Genomic DNA, 17,403 nt, shown 5'->3' with positions numbered 1-17,403 from the left:
CGTACGATCCTTGTTGCCTATGCACGCTCGACCTTGCAGGCGCATTTCTTGAAGTCGGTCTCTTTCGACAGCGGGCAGGTCGCGTCCAGCGTCAGCTTGTTGGTCAACTGGCCTTCATCAAACCACGGCATGAACACCAGACCGCGCGGCACCTTGTTGCGCCCACGGGTCTCGACCCGGCTGGTGACCTCGCCCCGACGGGTGGACAGAACTATCTCCTGACCCCGGCGCAGATCCCGATCCTTGGCGTCCTGCGGATGCATGTAAACCACAGCCGCCGGGTAGGCGCGGTGCAGCTCTGGCACACGGCGTGTCATCGACCCCGAATGCCAGTGTTCCAGCACACGACCAGTGCACAGCCACAGATCATATTCCGCATCCGGTTCCTCGGCCGCAGGCTCGTAAGGCGCAAAGATGATGCTCGCCTTGCCATCCTTCTTGCCATAGAACTTCACGCCCGCGCCTTCGGGCACATAAGGGTCATAGCCTTCGCGGAAACGATACAGCGTCTCCTTACCGTCCACGACCGGCCAGCGCATTCCGCGCGCCTGATGGTACATTTCAAACGGTGCCAGATCGTGCGCGTGGCCGCGTCCGAAATTGGCATATTCCTCGAACAGACCCTTCTGAACGTAGAACCCGAAATGCTCGGATTCGTCATTGTCAAAGCCCTCGGCCGTTTCCGACAGCGGGAACTTGTCGACGCTGCCATTGGCAAACAGAACCTCGTACATGGTCTTGCCGCGATGTTCCGGCATGGTGGCCAGCAACTCTTCGCCCCAGACCTCCTCAACGGTGAAACGTTTCGAGAATTCCATCACCTGCCACACGTCCGACTTGGCCTCGCCCGGTGCCTTGACCTGCTGCCGCCAGAACTGGGTGCGGCGTTCCGCGTTGCCATAGGCACCTTCCTTCTCGACCCACATGGCGGTGGGCAGGATCAGGTCGGCGGAAACCGCTGTGACGGTCGGGTAGGGGTCTGAAACGGTGATGAAATTCTCGGGGTTGCGATACCCGGGATAGCCTTCTTCGTTGATATTCGGTGCGGCCTGCATGTTGTTGTTGCACTGCACCCAATAGGCGTTCAGATCACCATCCTTCAGCTTGCGGTGTTGCAGCACGGCGTGAAAGCCGGGCTTGGCCGGAATGGTACCCGCTGGCACATTCCAGGCGGTTTCGCAAATCTTGCGGTGCTCGTCATTCATGACAACCATGTCGGCAGGCAGACGGTGGGCAAAAGTGCCAACCTCACGCGCGGTTCCGCAGGCCGACGGCTGACCGGTCAGCGAGAAGGGCGAGTTTCCGGGCTCGGAAATCTTGCCCACCAGCAAGTGCACGTTATACATCAGCGAATTCACCCACGACCCGCGGGTATGCTGGTTGAACCCCATGGTCCACAGGCTCATGACCTTGCGGTTCGGGTCGGCATATTGCTGGGCCAGACGCTCCAGCTTGTCCGCCGGAACGCCGGACAGCTCCGAGGTGTATTCCAGCGTGTATGCCGATACCGCCTCGGCATATTCCTCAAAGCTGATCGGCTCCATCTTGCCGACATTGGGGTTCGCGGCCTCTTGTTGCAGCGGGTGATTGTCGCGCAGGCCATAACCGATATCGGTGGCGGTCTTGGTGATGTTGACGTGGTTCTTGACGAACTCTTCGTTCACCGCGCCATTCTGAATGATGTAATTGGCAATGTAGTTCAGGATCGCCAGATCGGTCTGCGGGTTGAACACCATGCCATTGTCGGCCAACTCGAACGAACGGTGCTCGAAGGTCGACAGAACATGCACTTCGCATCCCGGCTTGGTCAGGCGCGTATCGGTCAGACGCGACCACAGGATCGGGTGCATCTCGGCCATGTTCGACCCCCACAGAACAAACGTATCTGCGTGCTCAAGGTCGTCATAGCAGCCCATCGGCTCGTCGATGCCGAAGGTACGGATAAAGCCGACCACGGCCGACGCCATGCAGTGACGCGCGTTGGGGTCGATGTTGTTCGACCGGAACCCGGCCTTCATCATCTTGGCCGCCGCATAACCTTCCCAGACGGTCCACTGACCGGAACCGAACATACCCACGCTGGTCGGGCCTTTCTTGGCCAGCGCCTCTTTCCACTTGGCAGCCATGACGTCAAAGGCTTCGTCCCAGCTGACCGGCTCAAACTCGCCATTCTTGTCATATTCGCCGTTGGTTTTGCGCAAAAGCGGCGTGGTCAAGCGGTCCTTGCCATACATGATCTTGGACAGGAAATAGCCCTTAATACAATTCAGACCCCGGTTGACCGGCGCATCCGGGTCGCCCTGCGTGGCGACTACGCGGCCATCCTTGGTGCCCACCAGAACCGAACAGCCCGTACCGCAGAACCGGCAGGCGGCCTTGTCCCAGCGGATATCAGGCGCGGCGGCCTGGGCGCTAGCCGAACCAGCGGCCAGTGGAATGCCGGCAGCCGAGGCCGTGGCAGCCGCTGCGGACGCTTTCAGAAATGTACGACGGGATTCAGAGATGGTCATTACATGGGCCTCCTGCTGGACGGTTGGCTTGGAGCATCAGGACGCGGAGCAGCCTCCGCGAGATCTTCGAAATGGTGATAGGTCAGCGATAGCGAGATCACGCCGGGGATCTGGTGCAGATCCATGATGGTTTCCGAGGCCAGCCGGTCGGCTGTATCCTCGACAACCACGACGAACCGGCCATCCTCGGCCTCGGCATGAAGCTCGACGCCATCGGTGCCGGTCATCGCCGCGCGCGCGGCGTCGGTGTGATCGGGGGCGATGTGGACAAGACAGCCACAGATATTCATTGGGTCACCTCCGGGTGCAAAGGGGCGGGGCGGTGCATCGTGATGGCCCCGGCGGGGCAGGCGGCAGAACATGTGCCGCATCCGATGCAGGTTTCGGTTTCAAGCGCCGGTTCAGCCCGCCCGCCCAGTTGCAGGCGAAAGCGGATGGCTTCCTGTTCGCAAGTGTCCTGGCACAGGCGGCAGCTTACCCCGTTCATCGACAGGCAGCTTGCAGCCTCGATCCGTGCGCGCCACGGCCACTCTGCCACACGCTCGGGCAACAGCGCCGGGGTCGGGCAAACCTCGGCACATGCACCGCATAAGGTGCAGCCGCCTGCAGAAAGATCCAGAACCGGAAAGCCGCTGTTGTCGAATGTGATGACCTCTTCCGGGCAAGCCCCGGCGCAGTCTTCGCAGCCTGTGCACAGATCGGCAAATCCTGTCACGCCCGCGCCCGGCGGACGGATCGCATCAGGATCCTCCCGTAGGATACGTGCGCTCAGAAAAGCGCGTCTGCTGGTCAACTGGCTCATGGCTGGCGACTCGAGTGTGGATAGATTGGTTCGCGTCCTTACTTCCTAGCTGCGCGAAGCAGCACACGAATTGACCTATATCATGTTTTTCGCGAATTTTCCTAACCCACCTGAGAGTTGCGACCATGCGTCATACATTCAGCTCGATATGGGCCTCGGGAAAACGCCGCAAGATTTCAGTGACTTGACTTTGAGATGTCGCGCAAATTGCCGTGGACAGACCATCTGCCATCACCGCATCAGGGGCAGAAACCGAAACCGTTCTGTCCCGGTTTGCAGGCCCGTCCGGGGTGATGATGTGACCGAAACCCTGTCCCAGCTGCGTCCCCAGCGATGATGACGTCGCGACAGCGCGGTCACGCAGCGCGACCCGCTTCAGAACCCGCTGGTCCGGCGCGGCCAACCCGACTTTCCAGGGCGTGCCGTCGCCTCGCGAACCCAAGGCGGCAACCTCTCCCATATCGACCAGAACATCACGCAAACCAAAGCCACGAAGCAGCGCGGCGATCCGATCCGTGATCGCGCCTTGGGCGATACCGTTCAGAGTCAAGGCCGACTGGCCCGGCACCGGCAGCCGCACCGACGCAGCATCGAAAGACACCCGTTCCCAACCCACAGCAGCGCGGGCGGCAGCCAGATCTCCGGGGCCTGCGCCTGTTGCCAAAGCATACCACAGGGGCTGAATGCTGGGATCGAAAGCGCCGCCGGAGGCCTGATGCAGGGCGCTGCTCAGGCCCAGCACCTCCAACAGCTCAGGGGCGGGTGCGGTCAAAACACCGTCGCGGTTCAGGCGGCTCAGCTGTGACTGCGGACGGTACAGGCTGAAGATATCCTCCAGCCGGGTCACCTCACCCTCGACGGCGGCAATGATCGGTGCGGCCTCGGCATCCGTCAGCCCAACCAGCCGCAGGCTGGCAGCAGCCCCAAGGGCTGTGCCGCGCCAATGCGCGTCCGAAGCCATGGCCGGGGTGGCCGCACAGGCAGCTGAAATGATCAGAAAACGGCGACGGGACAGGGCGGTCATACGGGGGTCTCCAATGTCAGATCAAGATCGACAGGGCCCAGCACTTCGGCATCGGGAATGTCGGGCAGGCGCATTGCGGTCCCGCCATAGGTCTCCGCGAAAACCTGCGCATCGGCAGGATCGGCAAAGGGCACCACTTCGCGCGCCCCCATGCCACCTGCCACATCGGCACCAACGACAAAAGTCGCACCATCCGCAGCGATCCAGTTCGAAATCCCCGGCTGCCGCCAGCTTGGCGCGACGCCCATATCGCTGACATATATGGCAGTGATATCCGCATCGCGCTCGGGGCTTTTCAGATAGGCCACCATGTCCCGCACCTGCGCGAAAAACAGCGGGGCCGGATAGCCTTCCAGATGAACCTGCCCCTTGGGGCCGCCATGCTCGGCGACATTCATCTGACAGAAATAGCTCAGCGCATCCGGTGTCAGATCGACCGGGTCAGGTGCCTCGGCGAACTCTTCCTTGCAGGCCACCAGTGCAAGCAATGCGATCAGGGCAAGGCGTCTCATGGCTCCACCCTCCGGAAAGCCAGCCGGGCGAGGGCAAAGCCCAGCACCGGCCAGATCAGCAGCGACGCGGGCGCGGCCCAGACCGGCAGGGCCTGTGCGGCCCCGGTCATGCCCGAAGCCATGGCCACGCCTTCCGTCGCGGCGATGTTCCACAAACGGAACGCGTCGGCCGGGTTGGCCACCATCACCCATGGAAAGACGGATTGGGTAAAGGTGCCGCCCTTGTCCATGACGACGGCCCCCAACAGGCCCAGATCATAAAGGACGACAAAAACCAGCCAAAGCCCGGCCGACAGACCCGCTGCCGCCGTGGCGCCCCTCGCCAAAGCGGACAGCAGGTATCCAAGCGCCAGAAACACGGCGCCCAGCAGGATCGAGGTCAGGATAAGTCGCACCAGCGCCATCAGGCTTTCCGGCCCCGCACCACCAAAGAACGCGGCTACCGCACCTGCGGTGCCAAAACCCACGGTCATGGCAAAGGCCAGCGCGGCCAGATGGGCGCAGAACTTGCCCAACAGGATTTCCCCGCGTCCAGCCGGATAGGACAGCAGCAGCGACAGGCTGCCCCGGTCCACATCGCCCGCGATGGCATCGAAGGAAATCATCAGCGCCAGCAAAGGCGCAAGGTAAACCGACAACGTGGTCATCGACGCGACCGAGACGGTCAGCATATCGACACCCAATGTGCCGGTGGGCGCGCTGCCCGCAAAGGTCAGCGCCAAGGCGAACAGCACCATGATCAGCGTGGCAACCAACAGCCAGCGGTTGCGGCGCAGAATCAGCATTTCAGTTCGGGAAATGGCAAGGAAGCGGGTCATGTCCTCTCCTCCTGTGCGTAGTGGCGATAAAGGTCCTCCAGCTTGGGCGGTGTCATTTCCACATCCGCCACTGCATCGCCCAATCCGGCGATCCGGCGCAGGGCCTCCATCTTGTCTTCGGGTGTGCAGAGCAGCTCGACCGATGCGCCGTTGATCCGGTTGCCGCCCAGTTCGGCGGCCAGGGCATCCGCATTGGCGGTGGCGCGCACCTTCAGGCGGATCGGCAGACCGGCCAGCGCCGACAGGTTGTTCAGCGTGTCATCGGCCACCATCCGACCCTTGCGCATGATGGCGATCCGGTCGGTGCGCGCCTCAACCTCGGTCAACGCATGGCTGGCAATCAGAACCGCGGTACCCTGCACGGCCAACTCGTCAATAATGGCATAGAGGTCCTGCCGCGAGATCGGGTCCAGGCCCGATGTTGGCTCATCCAGCAGCGCCACTTTCGGCTGTCCCAGCAGCACCTGCGCCAGTCCCAGTCGTTGCCGCATCCCCTTGGAATAGGCACCGATCCGGCGGTCCAATGCGTCGCTCAGGCCAACGCGCTCCAGCAGGCCGGGAACATCGGCTTTTGACCCGGACAGTTTTGCAAACAGCGTCAGCTGCTCGCGCCCGGTCAACGCCGGGTGAAACGAGACCGCCTCGGGCAGATAGGCCGTATCCCGTCGCGCTTGCGCGCTGCCGGGGGTGGCGCCCCCGATCCGAATGGCCCCGTCCCGAATGGGCGTCAGGCCAAGGATGGATTTGATCAGGGTCGACTTTCCCGCGCCGTTATGGCCCAGCAGCGCCACGCGCTGACCGGGGGCAAGGGACAGGGTGATATCGTCAAGAACGCGGGTTTTCCCCCGGTTCTTGCAAACATGGTCAATTGACAGGGCCTTATCCGTCATGAGGCACCTTTTTCATAGCTGGGGGTTCAGGGGCTTGCATCAATGGGTTGCTGTCCATCACACCCCCCGGCAACAGTGCCGGGAAGGCCGATTGCGACCAGCGCACCAGCTGCACGGCAGGCGAGCCGAGCAGCAATTTGGCTGCGGGTTGGGTCCACAGCACATGGTCCATACTGTCATTGGGTCGATAGGGGACATCGGCGATGCCGTTGCCATCCACATCATAGGCAGCAAAATCGGACCAGTAATTGCCGCGCCCGTCTTCGGACCACTCGACCCATTTGGTCGAGACATATTTCACCTGCGTCCGGTTGCCGATGAATGAATTGCCGACGATGCGGTTGCGTTCACTGCCGGCGGTAAAGTGGATACCGATGCCACATCCCTCGAACCAGTTGTCGGTGAATTCGTTCTTGTTGGAGTTATACAGAAAGGTGCATTTTTCCTTGGCACCTTTCACGACATTGCCGGTGATGACGCTCTTGTTGGCATAGTTCAGCATCACGCCATGTTCGCGGTCCCCGATCGAGACATTGTTGGCGACCCGCACATTGGTCGTGAACATCACCGCATAGCCCAGATCGTTGCCGATCGAGACATTGTCGCTGACGACCGAGTCGTCGGCATACATGTAGTGAACCGCAAACCGCAGATCGCGGAACAGGTTGCCGGTAAAGGTGTTCTTCTTGGACGAATTAACAAAGATCCCGTCGCGGCCATAGCGGATGTCATTGCCTTCAACCACCGCACCCGGCGCGTTCCAGACATAGACACCATTGCCGCGCGCGTTCATATGGCGATCCTGCCGCCCTTCAATCCGGTTGCGTCGTACGATGCTGTCCTTCGCACCGTGGATGTCGATGCCGTAAAGATTGCCCAGCAGCACGTTATCCTCGACCACCGGCGCGCGCGCCGTCTTGGTCAACTGGATACCGCTGTCGATGCCGTCATGGTCCGAGCCTGATCCGATCACCGTCAGCCCGCGCAGGGTCACGCCCGGCCCGGTCACTGTGATCACGCTGCCTTGGCCTTGGCCGTCGATGGTGGCCTGTCCCAGCCCGTCGAGGGTCACGGGCCGGTCCAGAACCAACTGCTCGACGTAAACGCCGGGGCTCAGGCGAAGGGTGTCCCCATCCGCCGCCTGCGCCAGTATCTCGTTGATGGCCCCCGCCCGATTGGGCACATCCCAGTCCGCCGCCCAAAGGGGCGAGCCGAGCAGGAGCGGTATGAGCAGGGGCCAACGCATGTTTATGCGCTCCGCGGCTCAACAAACATCCGGCCGCGCATCTCCATGTGCAGCGCGTGACAGAACCACTGGCAATAGAACCAGTGCACGCCCGGACGGTCGGCAATGAACGTGACCGAGGCGGTGGCCTGCGGTGCAACTTCCATCGCGATACCGAAGTTCGACAGGCAGAAGCCGTGGGTCACATCATCCACGTCGTCCAGGTTGGTGACATAGACGGTCACCTCGTCACCCTGCTTGACGGTGAACTTCTCCATGCTGAACACGGGCGCGGTCGAGGTCATGTAGACCCGCACCTTGTTGCCATCCCGGATTGGTTCCTCGGCACCTTCGTCCAGATCGACACCGTCAGCGGCAGCCTGCGCCCGCGCCTCTTCCCACATCGGGTCGTTGCGGTCCCAGACATTGACCGGGTTCACCTTGGACCGGTGAACAATGATCGAGTCATGGGGCTCGGCAAAGGTCGGGCCGTCATGGACCACCTTCATCTTGTCGCCGGAAATATCGATCAGCTGCTCATTCTCGGGCTTCAGAGGACCCACGTTCAGGAAGCGGTCTTTCGAGAACTTGTTCATCGAAATCAGCCACTTGCCATCCGCTTCGGCGGTTTCACCCATCGAGGTCGAGTTGTGGCCCGGCTGGTAATGCACGTCGACCTTGTCGACGATCGGGTCAACATCGGCACCCGCATAGGCCTCGATCGCCTTGGCGATGTCCCACTTCACCACCTGGCTGTCCAGGAACAGGGTGGTATAGGCGTTGCCCTTGCCGTCGAACGCCGTGTGAAGCGGGCCAAGACCCAGCTGCGGCTCGGCGACAACAGCGGAACGCGGATCGGCGTTTTCGCTGAACAGCGCATCGACCTTTTCCACATCGATCACGGATACAGTCGGCGACAGCTTGCCGTTGATCATGATGTGTTTCTTGTCGGGTGCTGCGTTCACACCGTGTGGCGAGTTCGGGATCGGGATGTACCGGGTCAGGTTTCCACCCGCCTCTTTACGCCCGTCCACGACCTTGACGCCGTTCAGTTCCTGATAGTTACCTGCGGCAATCGCATCCTCGATGCCCTTGAGGTTGAACACGACTACATGGTCCAGCTCGTTCTCAGTCATCTCGGCCAGGTTCATACCCATTTCCGAGTTATACGAGGTCGAGAAGGCGTATTTGCCCTGATAGTCGCAGTCGGTGTTGTCGAGGTTGCCCGACACCATCACCTGCCACGCAATTTCCATGCTGTCGCCGTCGATGGCAGTAAAAATGTTCACATATTGCGACGGATCATCAAGGATCTGGCCGTCATTGACCAGTGGGGCCTCGTGCTCACCATTGGCAAAGACATAGCCGGTGCGCGGGAATTTCTGCGGACGCAGGCCGTGGATGTCATGCGCGTTCGGGATCTCGATGATCTTGTCGCACTTCATCACGTCACAACGCACACGGGCCACGCGGGTGTTGGCCTTGTCGTTCATGAACAGATAACGGCCATCATAGGTGCCGTCGGTGAACGACATATGCGGGTGGTGCAGGTCGCCGTTGTCATAGGTGACCTTGCCGTTTGCAGCCAAGAACTCCTTGGTTTCAGGCAGCAGGCCTTCGGTCAGAACCTTCAGCGACTCGTTGGTCTGGCCCCAGCCCGTGGCCGAGCAGCGGTTGAACACCGGCACCCGCATCAGCTCGCGCATGGACGGCACGCCCAGAATGCGCAGCTCGCCAGTCTGGCCCGACGACCAGAAGCCGTAATATTCGTCCAGCTCGCCCGGTTCCAGATGCTGCTTGGCGGCAGCGCTGGCCTCTTTCGCGGTCATCAGGGTCGATCCCAGACCGGTCCCGGCGATGACGGCACCGGTGGCAGTGGCCCCCAGCATTCCGCGGCGCGTGATGTTCAGTTTGTTTTCTTGGTCCGACATGGTCGTTCCTCCTTTTTAGGAAACGGTTTTCGGTTTGGCGTTCGGATGGTTCGCCGGTGGTTGCCCGAGGGGGGTCTTAGGTGTGACCGACCCGGTCTTGGCCCGCCGTTTCAGTTGGCGGATAACGACGGGACATTTGTCCTCGGACTGATAGAGCACCTGACAATGCAGGCAGGTGACGCACTCGTTCGGATTGATCTCACCGGTGGGGTGGATCGCCTGAACGGGGCATTCATTGGCGCAGGTCTGACAGGGCGTGCCACAATCGTTGTAGCGACGCAGCCAGTCGAACATGCGGATACGGGCAGGGATCGCCAGCGCTCCGCCCAGCGGGCAAAGATAGCGGCAATAGAACCGTTCAACGAACAGCCCGATCCCCAGCAGGACCAGCGCAAAGACCACAAACGGCCAGTCGCGCATGAATTTCAGAATGATCGCGGTCTTGAACGGCTCGATCTCGGCATATTGCTCGGCCAGCGGGATCGAGACGAAACTCAGGCCAAAAAGACCCAGAAAGATCATGTATTTCGCAGGCCAGAGACGCTCGTTCAGGCCCCAGGGCAAAGTCCATTGCGGCACTTTCAGCGCCCGCGCGATCTTGTTGGTCAGCTCCTGAAGCGCGCCAAACGGGCACAGCCATCCGCAATAGGCCCCACGGCCCCAGAACAACAGGGCTGCGGCCACGGCAAACCACTGGATAAAGACCAGCGGGTCCAGCAGGAACGCATCCCACGAGAACCCCGTGCGCAAACTGCCCGCCAGCGCCATCAGGTTCACCACGCTCAGCTGTGCATTGGCATACCAGCCGATGAAGAACAGGGTTATCGTCAGGTACCCGATGCGGAACCAGTAGAAGACGCGCGCATTCATCGTGGCGTGGAACTGGAAGAAGAACGTGGCCGTCAGCACCAGCAGCATGACACCAAGCCCGACGATCTCGACAGTGCGATCCTTCCAGATGCGCTGCCACAGGGCGGCCTTGGCAGCCGCTTCGCCGGTTGCATCATCCACGACCGATGGCGCGGTGACGGGCAACAGGTACTGTTCCGGCAGTTTGTATCCCAGATCGAAGGTCAGAAAGGTCTTTTCAACCGCCCCGACGGCACGCTGCACCAGCAATTGCAGGCGGAACGGCTCGGCCGGGTCAAACTCGGCATCAGCGGGAATCTTGAAGATATCCAATTCGGTAAAGCTGGGGGCATCTGGCGCGGCAACCTCACCCAGACGGCGCTGCTGCTTGTCAAAGAACCGCACTGAGCTGTCGCCCTGGATCAGCTGAATCCGGTCAAAGATCCCACCCCGGACATAGCCCGAGCCCTTGAAACTATAGGCCCCGCGCCCCAGTACCAGAATGGCCTGTTCGCCCTCGTCCAGCCAGTTGGTCAGGTTCTGGTATTCGGCCTCACCCAGCAGCGACTTGCCGATCGATGGCACCGAAACAAGCGCCATGTGCATGTCGATGAAGGTGTCATCCGGCTCGCCCGGTTCGGGTCGCTTGATCGCGCGCTGATCCCCGGTGGCTTCAAAGGCAGCATTGACCTGCCCGACATCCAGCGTCATCCGCCGGACCGAGCCGTCTCCAGACAATGTGGTCCAGTCGTAAATGGCATCCTGCGCCATATCGACTTCGCGCTTCGGCCCGCCAGCCTGTACCGGAGACAATCCGCCCAGCCCCAGCGCGCGGGCCACTTTGATCCCTCCGCGCACAAGGCTGTCATCGATCACCATGATCGTCACGGTCGCACCCGAGATAATGTCTAGGTCATGCCCCTCACCCCCGGTCTCGGCCTCTCGTTTCAGGTCAAGGCCCGCATAGCCTTCGGTCAGTTCAACCATCCGGGAATTGGGAATGCCGATCAGCACGATGGGTTCGGAATGCTTGACCAACTGAACACCGGTCAGAACAGCGTCTGCGTCGATGGCAGCAACCACGTGAATGGGTTTGCCGGAATAGCCGGTCGTTCCGACAAAGTCCGAAGTCAGAAAAGCCCACGCGATGGTCTCGCCACCCCGAAGGACCGGGGCAACCTTCACGTCGCTGCGTACCGGGCCAAACGCGTCGGCACCCGGGGCCAGGTCAGCCGGATCGATGTCAGGAAGAAAGCTGGCAAGACTGTCGGCGCGCGCACTGATTGCAACACCGAAGGACAGAACGAGGGCCAGAAGTAAATGGATTGCGCGACTTATGACCACGGCGCACCTCCGATCAATTGGGTGGACGCCATGGACGCGCGCGGGGCGCGTTCAGATTCTTCTAGGGTCATGAACGGGGGCCCCCGGGTTTCGGGCCACAGGTGTTTGGGGCTGTACAAAATGCACTGCCCCCCATGTTCAAAGCGTACATTTTGAACATTTCCGACGCTTGCGGGCAGCAAAGCGCCCGGCATCGGTGCTGACACCGTCACCGCACAAAGCGCACAGTCCGCGCATTTCGGGCAGGGCGCGGTTGGATCGGTGCTTTCCTCATCAAGGTCCACCTCAACCCAAACCGCTCCTGCCTCCGAGCAGATCTCCACCCACATGCTCTCACCGGGACTCGCCAGAACCGGGCCAAGCATTTGCAACAACAGAAGGAAAATACCTGCCAGTCCACACGCCGCGCGTAATGCGCGAACAGGGAGGGTGTGGAAAGAGTTAAAGGCAGGCATGGAGAATCCAACTCGGTATTCTTTCCCGAGTCGTAGGCGGTTTTCCCTGTCCGATACTTGACTTTCGTCAGGCCTTTGGAATTTCCCTTCAGCCGTCCGCTTCGTCCATCAACCCACGCACCCATCGCCCTGCCAACCAGGACGCGGGTATGCCTAAAGGTATTGACCAAAGGATTGCCGGAACCGGTCCAATCACCCCGAAACCGGCGCTGTGCAGGATCAGACCGGCCAGAAACAGGTTGATGGCCACGGTCAACATGGTGGCTGGATAAAGCAGAATTGCCAGTTTCCAGACCGGCCATTTGCCTTCAGTGGCTGGTGCCTTCCGAGAAGGTGATTTTGTTCCAGACATTGTACTTCCCAGACGGTTTTCGCATCGGCAGGCGGCGCACTTCTTCCAGCGTCTGCGCATCATAAACAATCACCGCGCCGTCATCTTCCCAGATTGATACAAGCGCGTGGCGGCCATCCTTTGTGAACTCGACATGTGCCACGGTCTTGCCCGGGGCAGGGCGCAAAGTCCTTACGATTTCAAGACTTTGCTTGTCGATCACATGCATGGCATCCTTGTTGGGGCCAAAGAAGACATCGGCCCAGACGTAAGGCGAATTTTCGTGGCTCCGCATGAAGAAGCCCGGCCCTTCGGTCTTGATCCGCTTGACGGTTTTCCAAGTCTCCATGTCGATCACCGACACCGTGCCGTCGGTCAGATGCGGTGTGGCCATAACGGTCGTATCGCCATGTTTCCACGTAATCCCCGAGCCCAGATGCGGCATCCCCGGCAAGTCCAGATCGGCCACCTTGTGCCCAATAACAAGGTCGATCACCTGTCCGCCCTTGCCATCGCGCGCGGCACCCATGACGTATTCATAGCTTTGATCGAAAAAGAAATCGTCCAGATAGTCGGGCGTGGTGATCTTGCGCACCGGGAAGGGGTCAGGGTTCTTGAACTGCCCTTCGATGCGGAAGTCGTGACCCAACCCGGATTGCGGCGGGTTGGCTCCGTAAAAGACCTCCCAGATCTCGGGAACATCCTTGAGCGCCAGAACAAAGCTCTCGCGCGGGGGGGCCTGATACACCGCGGATACGCGGCTGGATTTTCCCGCTTTTCCTTTGATCGCAATGACTTTTGCCACCGACAGGTCTTCGGTCGACAGCAGGGTCAGACTGTTTGGCAGATAATTCGCAACGGCCAGCCACTTGCCGTCGCCGGACATTGCGATGTTTCGGCTGTTAAGCCCCGCCCGTACGCGCCCCACCTGTTGCAGGGCCCAGATGTCGTATTTCTGAACCCAGCCATCCCGGGACATGATAAAAACGTAACGCCCATCCGGGCTGAACTTCGGCCCGCCGTGAACCGCGAAGGGTGTCTCGAACCGGTCCAAAACCTCAAACGTGTCACCGTCCAGCACGCTGACATGATGATCCCCGGTTTCGACCACCAGGGTGATGTTCATCGGGTCACTTGACCACACTGGCGCATCAACCGGGATATAACCGTCATCCAGCGTGCGGCTGTCCATAATATGGGCCTCGCCCCATTCGGGGTCGGTTTCCAGCGGTGATTTCAACCAGCCGGCCAGCTCTTCAATCTGCAAAGCATCGAGTTCGTGCGAGAAAGCAGGCATTTGCGTCGCCGCGCGCCCTTCCGCAATCACCGCCGCGATACGCGGCCCACGCATGCGCTGTAGCGTCTCTGGGATCAGTGCCGGGCCCACACCGCCCAGGCGGTTTTCACCGTGGCAGGACGCACAATGCTCGGCATAATCCGTTGGTGCATCCGCCCAGGCACCACCGGCGCCCAGTACAAAACACATCAACACGACCTTCATCTTTTCAAAAATACTCCCGCCGGAGGCTCCGTTAAGTGTCTCTAGCGCCCATGTCGAAGGTTCAGAGCAGACAGGATCAAAAGAACTGATGCGCCGGATCATGGCTTTTCCCCCGGAACGGCGTAACCCGCAGGCGCTCACCTGCGTCGTCAACACCGATTTCTTTGTTTGTCAGGTAACAGGCCGGATCTTCGGCCCAGGGATCACCGGTCAGTTGCAGGGCCCGGATGCGGGTGTTGCCACCGCAGACATCCTTTAGCTCACAGGCCCCACAGCGCCCCTTGAGGGGGCGCGGACGCGTGCGCAGCATGGCCAGCATCGGATCGTCGCTGGTCCAAAGTTCGGAAAACGATGTCGTCTTAACGTTGCCGACTGTGTAATCAGACCAGTAGGTGTCAGGATGGACCCGGCCAAGATTATCGATATTGGCCACACCCAAACCGCTGGAATTTCCTCCCCAAGCGGCCAGATGCTCGCGGACATGCGCAGCCTTGTCAACGTCGAAATGCGCACGAATCCAGTTCAGAAAATACCCCGCATCTGCGTCATTGTTGCCGGTCACGATATCCAGCGGGCGACCGCTCGAGGCAGCCTCCCACGCGCGCTCCAACAGCAGATCCATTCCCTTGCGGGTGCGCTGATGCTCGGCATCTTCACCGCGGTTCTTGTCACCACGCCCGGCATAAACCAGGTGCGACAGGTAAAACTTGTCGACGCCCTCGTCATCGCATAGCTGAAGCAGGTCCGGCAGGTGATGCTGCGTGCCTTCGGTCAGGCAGAACCGCAAGCCAACCTTGATGCCGCGCCTCTTGCATTCGCGCACACCGCGCAGGGCGTCGGCAAAAGCCCCTTCAACACCGCGGAACCAGTCATTCGTGGCCCCGATCCCATCCAACGAGATGCCAACGTAGTTGAAACCAACGTCGGCAATCATGTCCGCGGTCTCATCATGAATGCGTGTCCCGTTGGTCGACAGCGCCAGCATCGGCACAATGTCGCGCGCCCGTTTGGCAATGTCGAAGAAATCGAACCTGTCCAGTGGTTCCCCACCCGAGAGGATCAGGGCCGGGACGCGAAACTGGCCCAGATCCTCAAGGGTTACCATGGCTTGCTCGTGGCTGAGCTCGCCCGGGAACGCAACATCCGCCGAGACGGTGTAGCAATGACGGCACTTCAGATTGCAGCGCCGCGTCAGGTTCCAGATTACAACCGGTTTCACAGGACCGGGGCGACGTTTTCGCACCGGGGTCGGTTTGACCAGCTGGTGCATGTATTCGGTCAGGCGGAACATCGTCTCAGCCTTTCTTTTTCAGGCGCAGCCCGGTCTTTTTCAGGATGCGCGTGGAATAGAGGATATCCTTGGCCCGGCAGGCATCACCCAGGATCATAGTGATCTGGGCGCGTTTTTCCTCGACTTCATCCCGATCCGATCCGTGAACCATGGCAAACAGATTGTAGGGCCAGTCGGGCAGGGCGCGCGGGCGTTCATAGCAATGGGTGACAAAGGGTAGAGCACCGATCTGAGCGCCCAATTCGGCGATGCGGTCATCTTCGACATCCCAGACAGTCATGCCGTTCGAGGTCATGCCAAGCTTGTAGTGGTTGGGGGCGGCCGCGATGCGGCGGATTACGCCGCGCGCTTTGAGGGCTGACAGCCTCTCAAGCAGATCGGCTTCCTGCATCCCCAGATCATCAGCAACCTGAGCATATGGGGCAGAAACCAGAGGCAATCCGCCCTGTAGTGCTTGGATAATCTGTCTGTCTGTTGCGTCGATCATGCCGCCACCCGAAAGCCGATGTAGAATTCCTGAAGTTTGGGGAAACAAAGAACCTCGATCCCCGTTTCCCGTTCGATTGCATCGGCTGTGGCCTTGATCCCTTCGGGCGTTTCAGTGGCCAGTACGAACCACATGTTCAGCCGGTGCGTGCGTTCATAATTATGGGCGACCTCGGGGTGTGCATTGACTTTGGTCACGACGGCTTCAAATTCCCCGGCTGGAACGGCCATCGCGCAGAGGCAGAAGGCACCGCCCATTGCAGCGGCATCGAAGAACGGCCCAAAACGTGTGATGACGCGGGTCTCTTTCATGCGCGTCAGGCGCGCCAGCAATTCGGCCTCGGACAGGTCAAGTTCTTTGGCGACTGTTGCGTAAGGATGTGAAACCAGTGGCAGATCGTCCTGCATAAGGTTCAGGATCGCACGGTCAGTTTGGTCCAGCGTCATGCGGCGACCTCTTTGGTTTGAATCAGGGCACCGGTCTGCTTGAAACAGCGGGTAGAGAACAGAACCTTGTTCCGTGCACCTGTCAGTTCGGACAGGGTCGTCGCACGGGCCAATACGTCCAAAGCTTCGCTGCGGGACCGTGCGTGGATCATGGAATACAGGCGATATGGCCACACATCGGGCACCGGGTTGCGCTCGTAACACAAGGTCACCCCTGGGAAAGCGGCCAAAGCGGGTCCAGCGATGTCGATCTGCTCTGCCGGCAGGTCCCAGACCACCATCGCATTGGCCGACCAGCCAAGCGCCCGGTGACGTACGATGACACCCAGCCGCGAGATAATACCGGCAGCGTGCAACGCGATGACCCGCGCCATCACCTCATCAACGTCCCGGTTCAGCGAATGTGCCAAAGCTGCATAAGGTTCGGCGACCAGAGACAGTCCCGAGCTGAGCGTTTGCAGTAGACACCGATCGCCGTCGCGCATGGCGGATGCATCCACCTGACGCGCTGTGGGCACGGTTTTGACCCCGCCGATCATGCGGAACCCAAGATCAACGTTGAAAGGGCGCACCAGCCGCAAATCCAGTACCCGCAGCCCGGTGACCCGGCTGATCCGCGCGAGGGTAGCATCCACATGCGCCCGATCCGGGCCGGTAGCGACGAACCAGAGGTTCCAAGCGTCCTCGCGCTGATAATTGTGGTTTACACCCGGCTCGGCGTCGATCAGGGCGGCAATCTCTTCCAGCCGCTCCTCCGGGACGGACACTGCTGCCAGCGTACTGGCCGTCACCACGCCGGGTGTGATGGTTGCGCCAACCCGCGTGATGCGGCCTGTGGTGCGCATTCTGGTCAGGCGGTGGATGACTTCGCTTTCGTCCAGTTCAAGAGCGGTTCCAAGAACCTGAAACGGGCGTTCGGTCACCGGGAAATCACGCTGAAATTCATCCAGCAAGCGGCGGTCGATCGGGTCTGTAATGTGTTGCATG

16 protein-coding genes are annotated in these 17,403 nt (G+C 60.5%); all 16 read right to left on the bottom strand.

Translation table 11 applies throughout. From position 1 onward, the window contains the following. Positions 1 to 17 precede the first annotated feature (17 nt). Positions 18 to 2,510, bottom strand: a complete 2,493-nt coding sequence (gene napA, locus ACR0LL_RS17275) for a nitrate reductase catalytic subunit NapA (RefSeq protein WP_480588500.1) — start codon at positions 2,508 to 2,510, stop codon at positions 18 to 20. Beyond that, on the bottom strand, positions 2,510 to 2,800 hold the full coding sequence (locus ACR0LL_RS17270) for a chaperone NapD (RefSeq protein ID WP_480588498.1): 291 nt from the start codon (positions 2,798 to 2,800) through the stop codon (positions 2,510 to 2,512). The genes napA and ACR0LL_RS17270 overlap by 1 nt, the downstream gene beginning before the upstream one ends. Beyond that, complete coding sequence (napF, locus tag ACR0LL_RS17265) at positions 2,797 to 3,312, bottom strand: ferredoxin-type protein NapF (RefSeq protein ID WP_480588496.1); 516 nt, start codon at positions 3,310 to 3,312, stop codon at positions 2,797 to 2,799. Before napF ends, ACR0LL_RS17270 begins: the two co-directional genes overlap by 4 nt. 130 nt (positions 3,313 to 3,442) lie before the next feature. Beyond that, complete coding sequence (locus ACR0LL_RS17260) at positions 3,443 to 4,336, bottom strand: FAD:protein FMN transferase (protein WP_480588494.1); 894 nt, start codon at positions 4,334 to 4,336, stop codon at positions 3,443 to 3,445. Then, a complete protein-coding gene (locus ACR0LL_RS17255) occupies positions 4,333 to 4,848 on the bottom strand; it encodes a nitrous oxide reductase accessory protein NosL (protein ID WP_480588492.1) in 516 nt (171 codons plus the stop codon). Before ACR0LL_RS17255 ends, ACR0LL_RS17260 begins: the two co-directional genes overlap by 4 nt. Next, positions 4,845 to 5,666, bottom strand: a complete 822-nt coding sequence (locus tag ACR0LL_RS17250) for an ABC transporter permease (RefSeq protein WP_480588490.1) — start codon at positions 5,664 to 5,666, stop codon at positions 4,845 to 4,847. Before ACR0LL_RS17250 ends, ACR0LL_RS17255 begins: the two co-directional genes overlap by 4 nt. Continuing rightward, complete coding sequence (locus ACR0LL_RS17245) at positions 5,663 to 6,556, bottom strand: ABC transporter ATP-binding protein (RefSeq protein ID WP_480588488.1); 894 nt, start codon at positions 6,554 to 6,556, stop codon at positions 5,663 to 5,665. The genes ACR0LL_RS17250 and ACR0LL_RS17245 overlap by 4 nt, the downstream gene beginning before the upstream one ends. After that, positions 6,546 to 7,802 carry a nitrous oxide reductase family maturation protein NosD gene (locus tag ACR0LL_RS17240; RefSeq protein WP_480588486.1) on the bottom strand — a complete coding sequence of 419 codons (1,257 nt, stop codon included), beginning with the start codon at positions 7,800 to 7,802 and terminating at the stop codon, positions 6,546 to 6,548. The genes ACR0LL_RS17245 and ACR0LL_RS17240 overlap by 11 nt, the downstream gene beginning before the upstream one ends. A gap of 2 nt (positions 7,803 to 7,804) precedes the next feature. Beyond that, positions 7,805 to 9,712 (bottom strand): TAT-dependent nitrous-oxide reductase, encoded by a 1,908-nt coding sequence (gene nosZ / locus ACR0LL_RS17235; RefSeq protein ID WP_209507040.1) that lies wholly within the window; start codon positions 9,710 to 9,712, stop codon positions 7,805 to 7,807. Positions 9,713 to 9,727: 15 nt separating this feature from the next. Then, the gene (locus ACR0LL_RS17230; RefSeq protein ID WP_480588530.1) at positions 9,728 to 11,899 is read right to left on the bottom strand and encodes a 4Fe-4S binding protein; all 2,172 of its coding nucleotides are present in this window, start codon (positions 11,897 to 11,899) and stop codon (positions 9,728 to 9,730) included. Positions 11,900 to 12,448: 549 nt separating this feature from the next. After that, positions 12,449 to 12,712, bottom strand: a complete 264-nt coding sequence (locus ACR0LL_RS17225) for a hypothetical protein (protein WP_209507042.1) — start codon at positions 12,710 to 12,712, stop codon at positions 12,449 to 12,451. Beyond that, entirely contained in the window at positions 12,669 to 14,192 is a 1,524-nt protein-coding gene (locus tag ACR0LL_RS17220) for a cytochrome D1 domain-containing protein (protein ID WP_480588484.1), read from the bottom strand. The genes ACR0LL_RS17225 and ACR0LL_RS17220 overlap by 44 nt, the downstream gene beginning before the upstream one ends. A gap of 76 nt (positions 14,193 to 14,268) precedes the next feature. Continuing rightward, positions 14,269 to 15,483 (bottom strand): heme d1 biosynthesis radical SAM protein NirJ, encoded by a 1,215-nt coding sequence (gene nirJ / locus ACR0LL_RS17215; protein ID WP_480588482.1) that lies wholly within the window; start codon positions 15,481 to 15,483, stop codon positions 14,269 to 14,271. 4 nt (positions 15,484 to 15,487) lie between these two features. Further along, complete coding sequence (ahbB, locus tag ACR0LL_RS17210; RefSeq protein WP_480484307.1) at positions 15,488 to 15,970, bottom strand: siroheme decarboxylase subunit beta; 483 nt, start codon at positions 15,968 to 15,970, stop codon at positions 15,488 to 15,490. Beyond that, complete coding sequence (locus ACR0LL_RS17205) at positions 15,967 to 16,416, bottom strand: Lrp/AsnC family transcriptional regulator (protein ID WP_480588480.1); 450 nt, start codon at positions 16,414 to 16,416, stop codon at positions 15,967 to 15,969. Before ACR0LL_RS17205 ends, ahbB (ACR0LL_RS17210) begins: the two co-directional genes overlap by 4 nt. Further along, the gene (gene ahbB, locus ACR0LL_RS17200; RefSeq protein WP_480588478.1) at positions 16,413 to 17,402 is read right to left on the bottom strand and encodes a siroheme decarboxylase subunit beta; all 990 of its coding nucleotides are present in this window, start codon (positions 17,400 to 17,402) and stop codon (positions 16,413 to 16,415) included. The genes ACR0LL_RS17205 and ahbB (ACR0LL_RS17200) overlap by 4 nt, the downstream gene beginning before the upstream one ends. Between the last annotated feature and the right edge of the window lies 1 nt (position 17,403).

The organism is Ruegeria sp. AI2, from assembly GCF_056541275.1.
The sequence above is the reverse complement of the archived record's forward strand: the minus strand, read 5'-3'. Positions and strand labels throughout refer to the sequence as shown.

What these genes read in the sequence shown, in the direction of transcription:
- napA (WP_480588500.1), bottom strand. Translation starts at nt 2,510, where the DNA reads ATGACCATCTCTGAATCCCGTCGTACATTTCTGAAAGCGTCCGCAGCG.
- ACR0LL_RS17270 (WP_480588498.1), bottom strand. Translation starts at nt 2,800, where the DNA reads ATGAATATCTGTGGCTGTCTTGTCCACATCGCCCCCGATCACACCGAC.
- napF (WP_480588496.1), bottom strand. Translation starts at nt 3,312, where the DNA reads ATGAGCCAGTTGACCAGCAGACGCGCTTTTCTGAGCGCACGTATCCTA.
- ACR0LL_RS17260 (WP_480588494.1), bottom strand. Translation starts at nt 4,336, where the DNA reads ATGACCGCCCTGTCCCGTCGCCGTTTTCTGATCATTTCAGCTGCCTGT.
- ACR0LL_RS17255 (WP_480588492.1), bottom strand. Translation starts at nt 4,848, where the DNA reads ATGAGACGCCTTGCCCTGATCGCATTGCTTGCACTGGTGGCCTGCAAG.
- ACR0LL_RS17250 (WP_480588490.1), bottom strand. Translation starts at nt 5,666, where the DNA reads ATGACCCGCTTCCTTGCCATTTCCCGAACTGAAATGCTGATTCTGCGC.
- ACR0LL_RS17245 (WP_480588488.1), bottom strand. Translation starts at nt 6,556, where the DNA reads ATGACGGATAAGGCCCTGTCAATTGACCATGTTTGCAAGAACCGGGGG.
- ACR0LL_RS17240 (WP_480588486.1), bottom strand. Translation starts at nt 7,802, where the DNA reads ATGCGTTGGCCCCTGCTCATACCGCTCCTGCTCGGCTCGCCCCTTTGG.
- nosZ (WP_209507040.1), bottom strand. Translation starts at nt 9,712, where the DNA reads ATGTCGGACCAAGAAAACAAACTGAACATCACGCGCCGCGGAATGCTG.
- ACR0LL_RS17225 (WP_209507042.1), bottom strand. Translation starts at nt 12,712, where the DNA reads ATGTCTGGAACAAAATCACCTTCTCGGAAGGCACCAGCCACTGAAGGC.
- ACR0LL_RS17220 (WP_480588484.1), bottom strand. Translation starts at nt 14,192, where the DNA reads ATGAAGGTCGTGTTGATGTGTTTTGTACTGGGCGCCGGTGGTGCCTGG.
- nirJ (WP_480588482.1), bottom strand. Translation starts at nt 15,483, where the DNA reads ATGTTCCGCCTGACCGAATACATGCACCAGCTGGTCAAACCGACCCCG.
- ahbB (WP_480484307.1), bottom strand. Translation starts at nt 15,970, where the DNA reads ATGATCGACGCAACAGACAGACAGATTATCCAAGCACTACAGGGCGGA.
- ACR0LL_RS17205 (WP_480588480.1), bottom strand. Translation starts at nt 16,416, where the DNA reads ATGACGCTGGACCAAACTGACCGTGCGATCCTGAACCTTATGCAGGAC.
- ahbB (WP_480588478.1), bottom strand. Translation starts at nt 17,402, where the DNA reads ATGCAACACATTACAGACCCGATCGACCGCCGCTTGCTGGATGAATTT.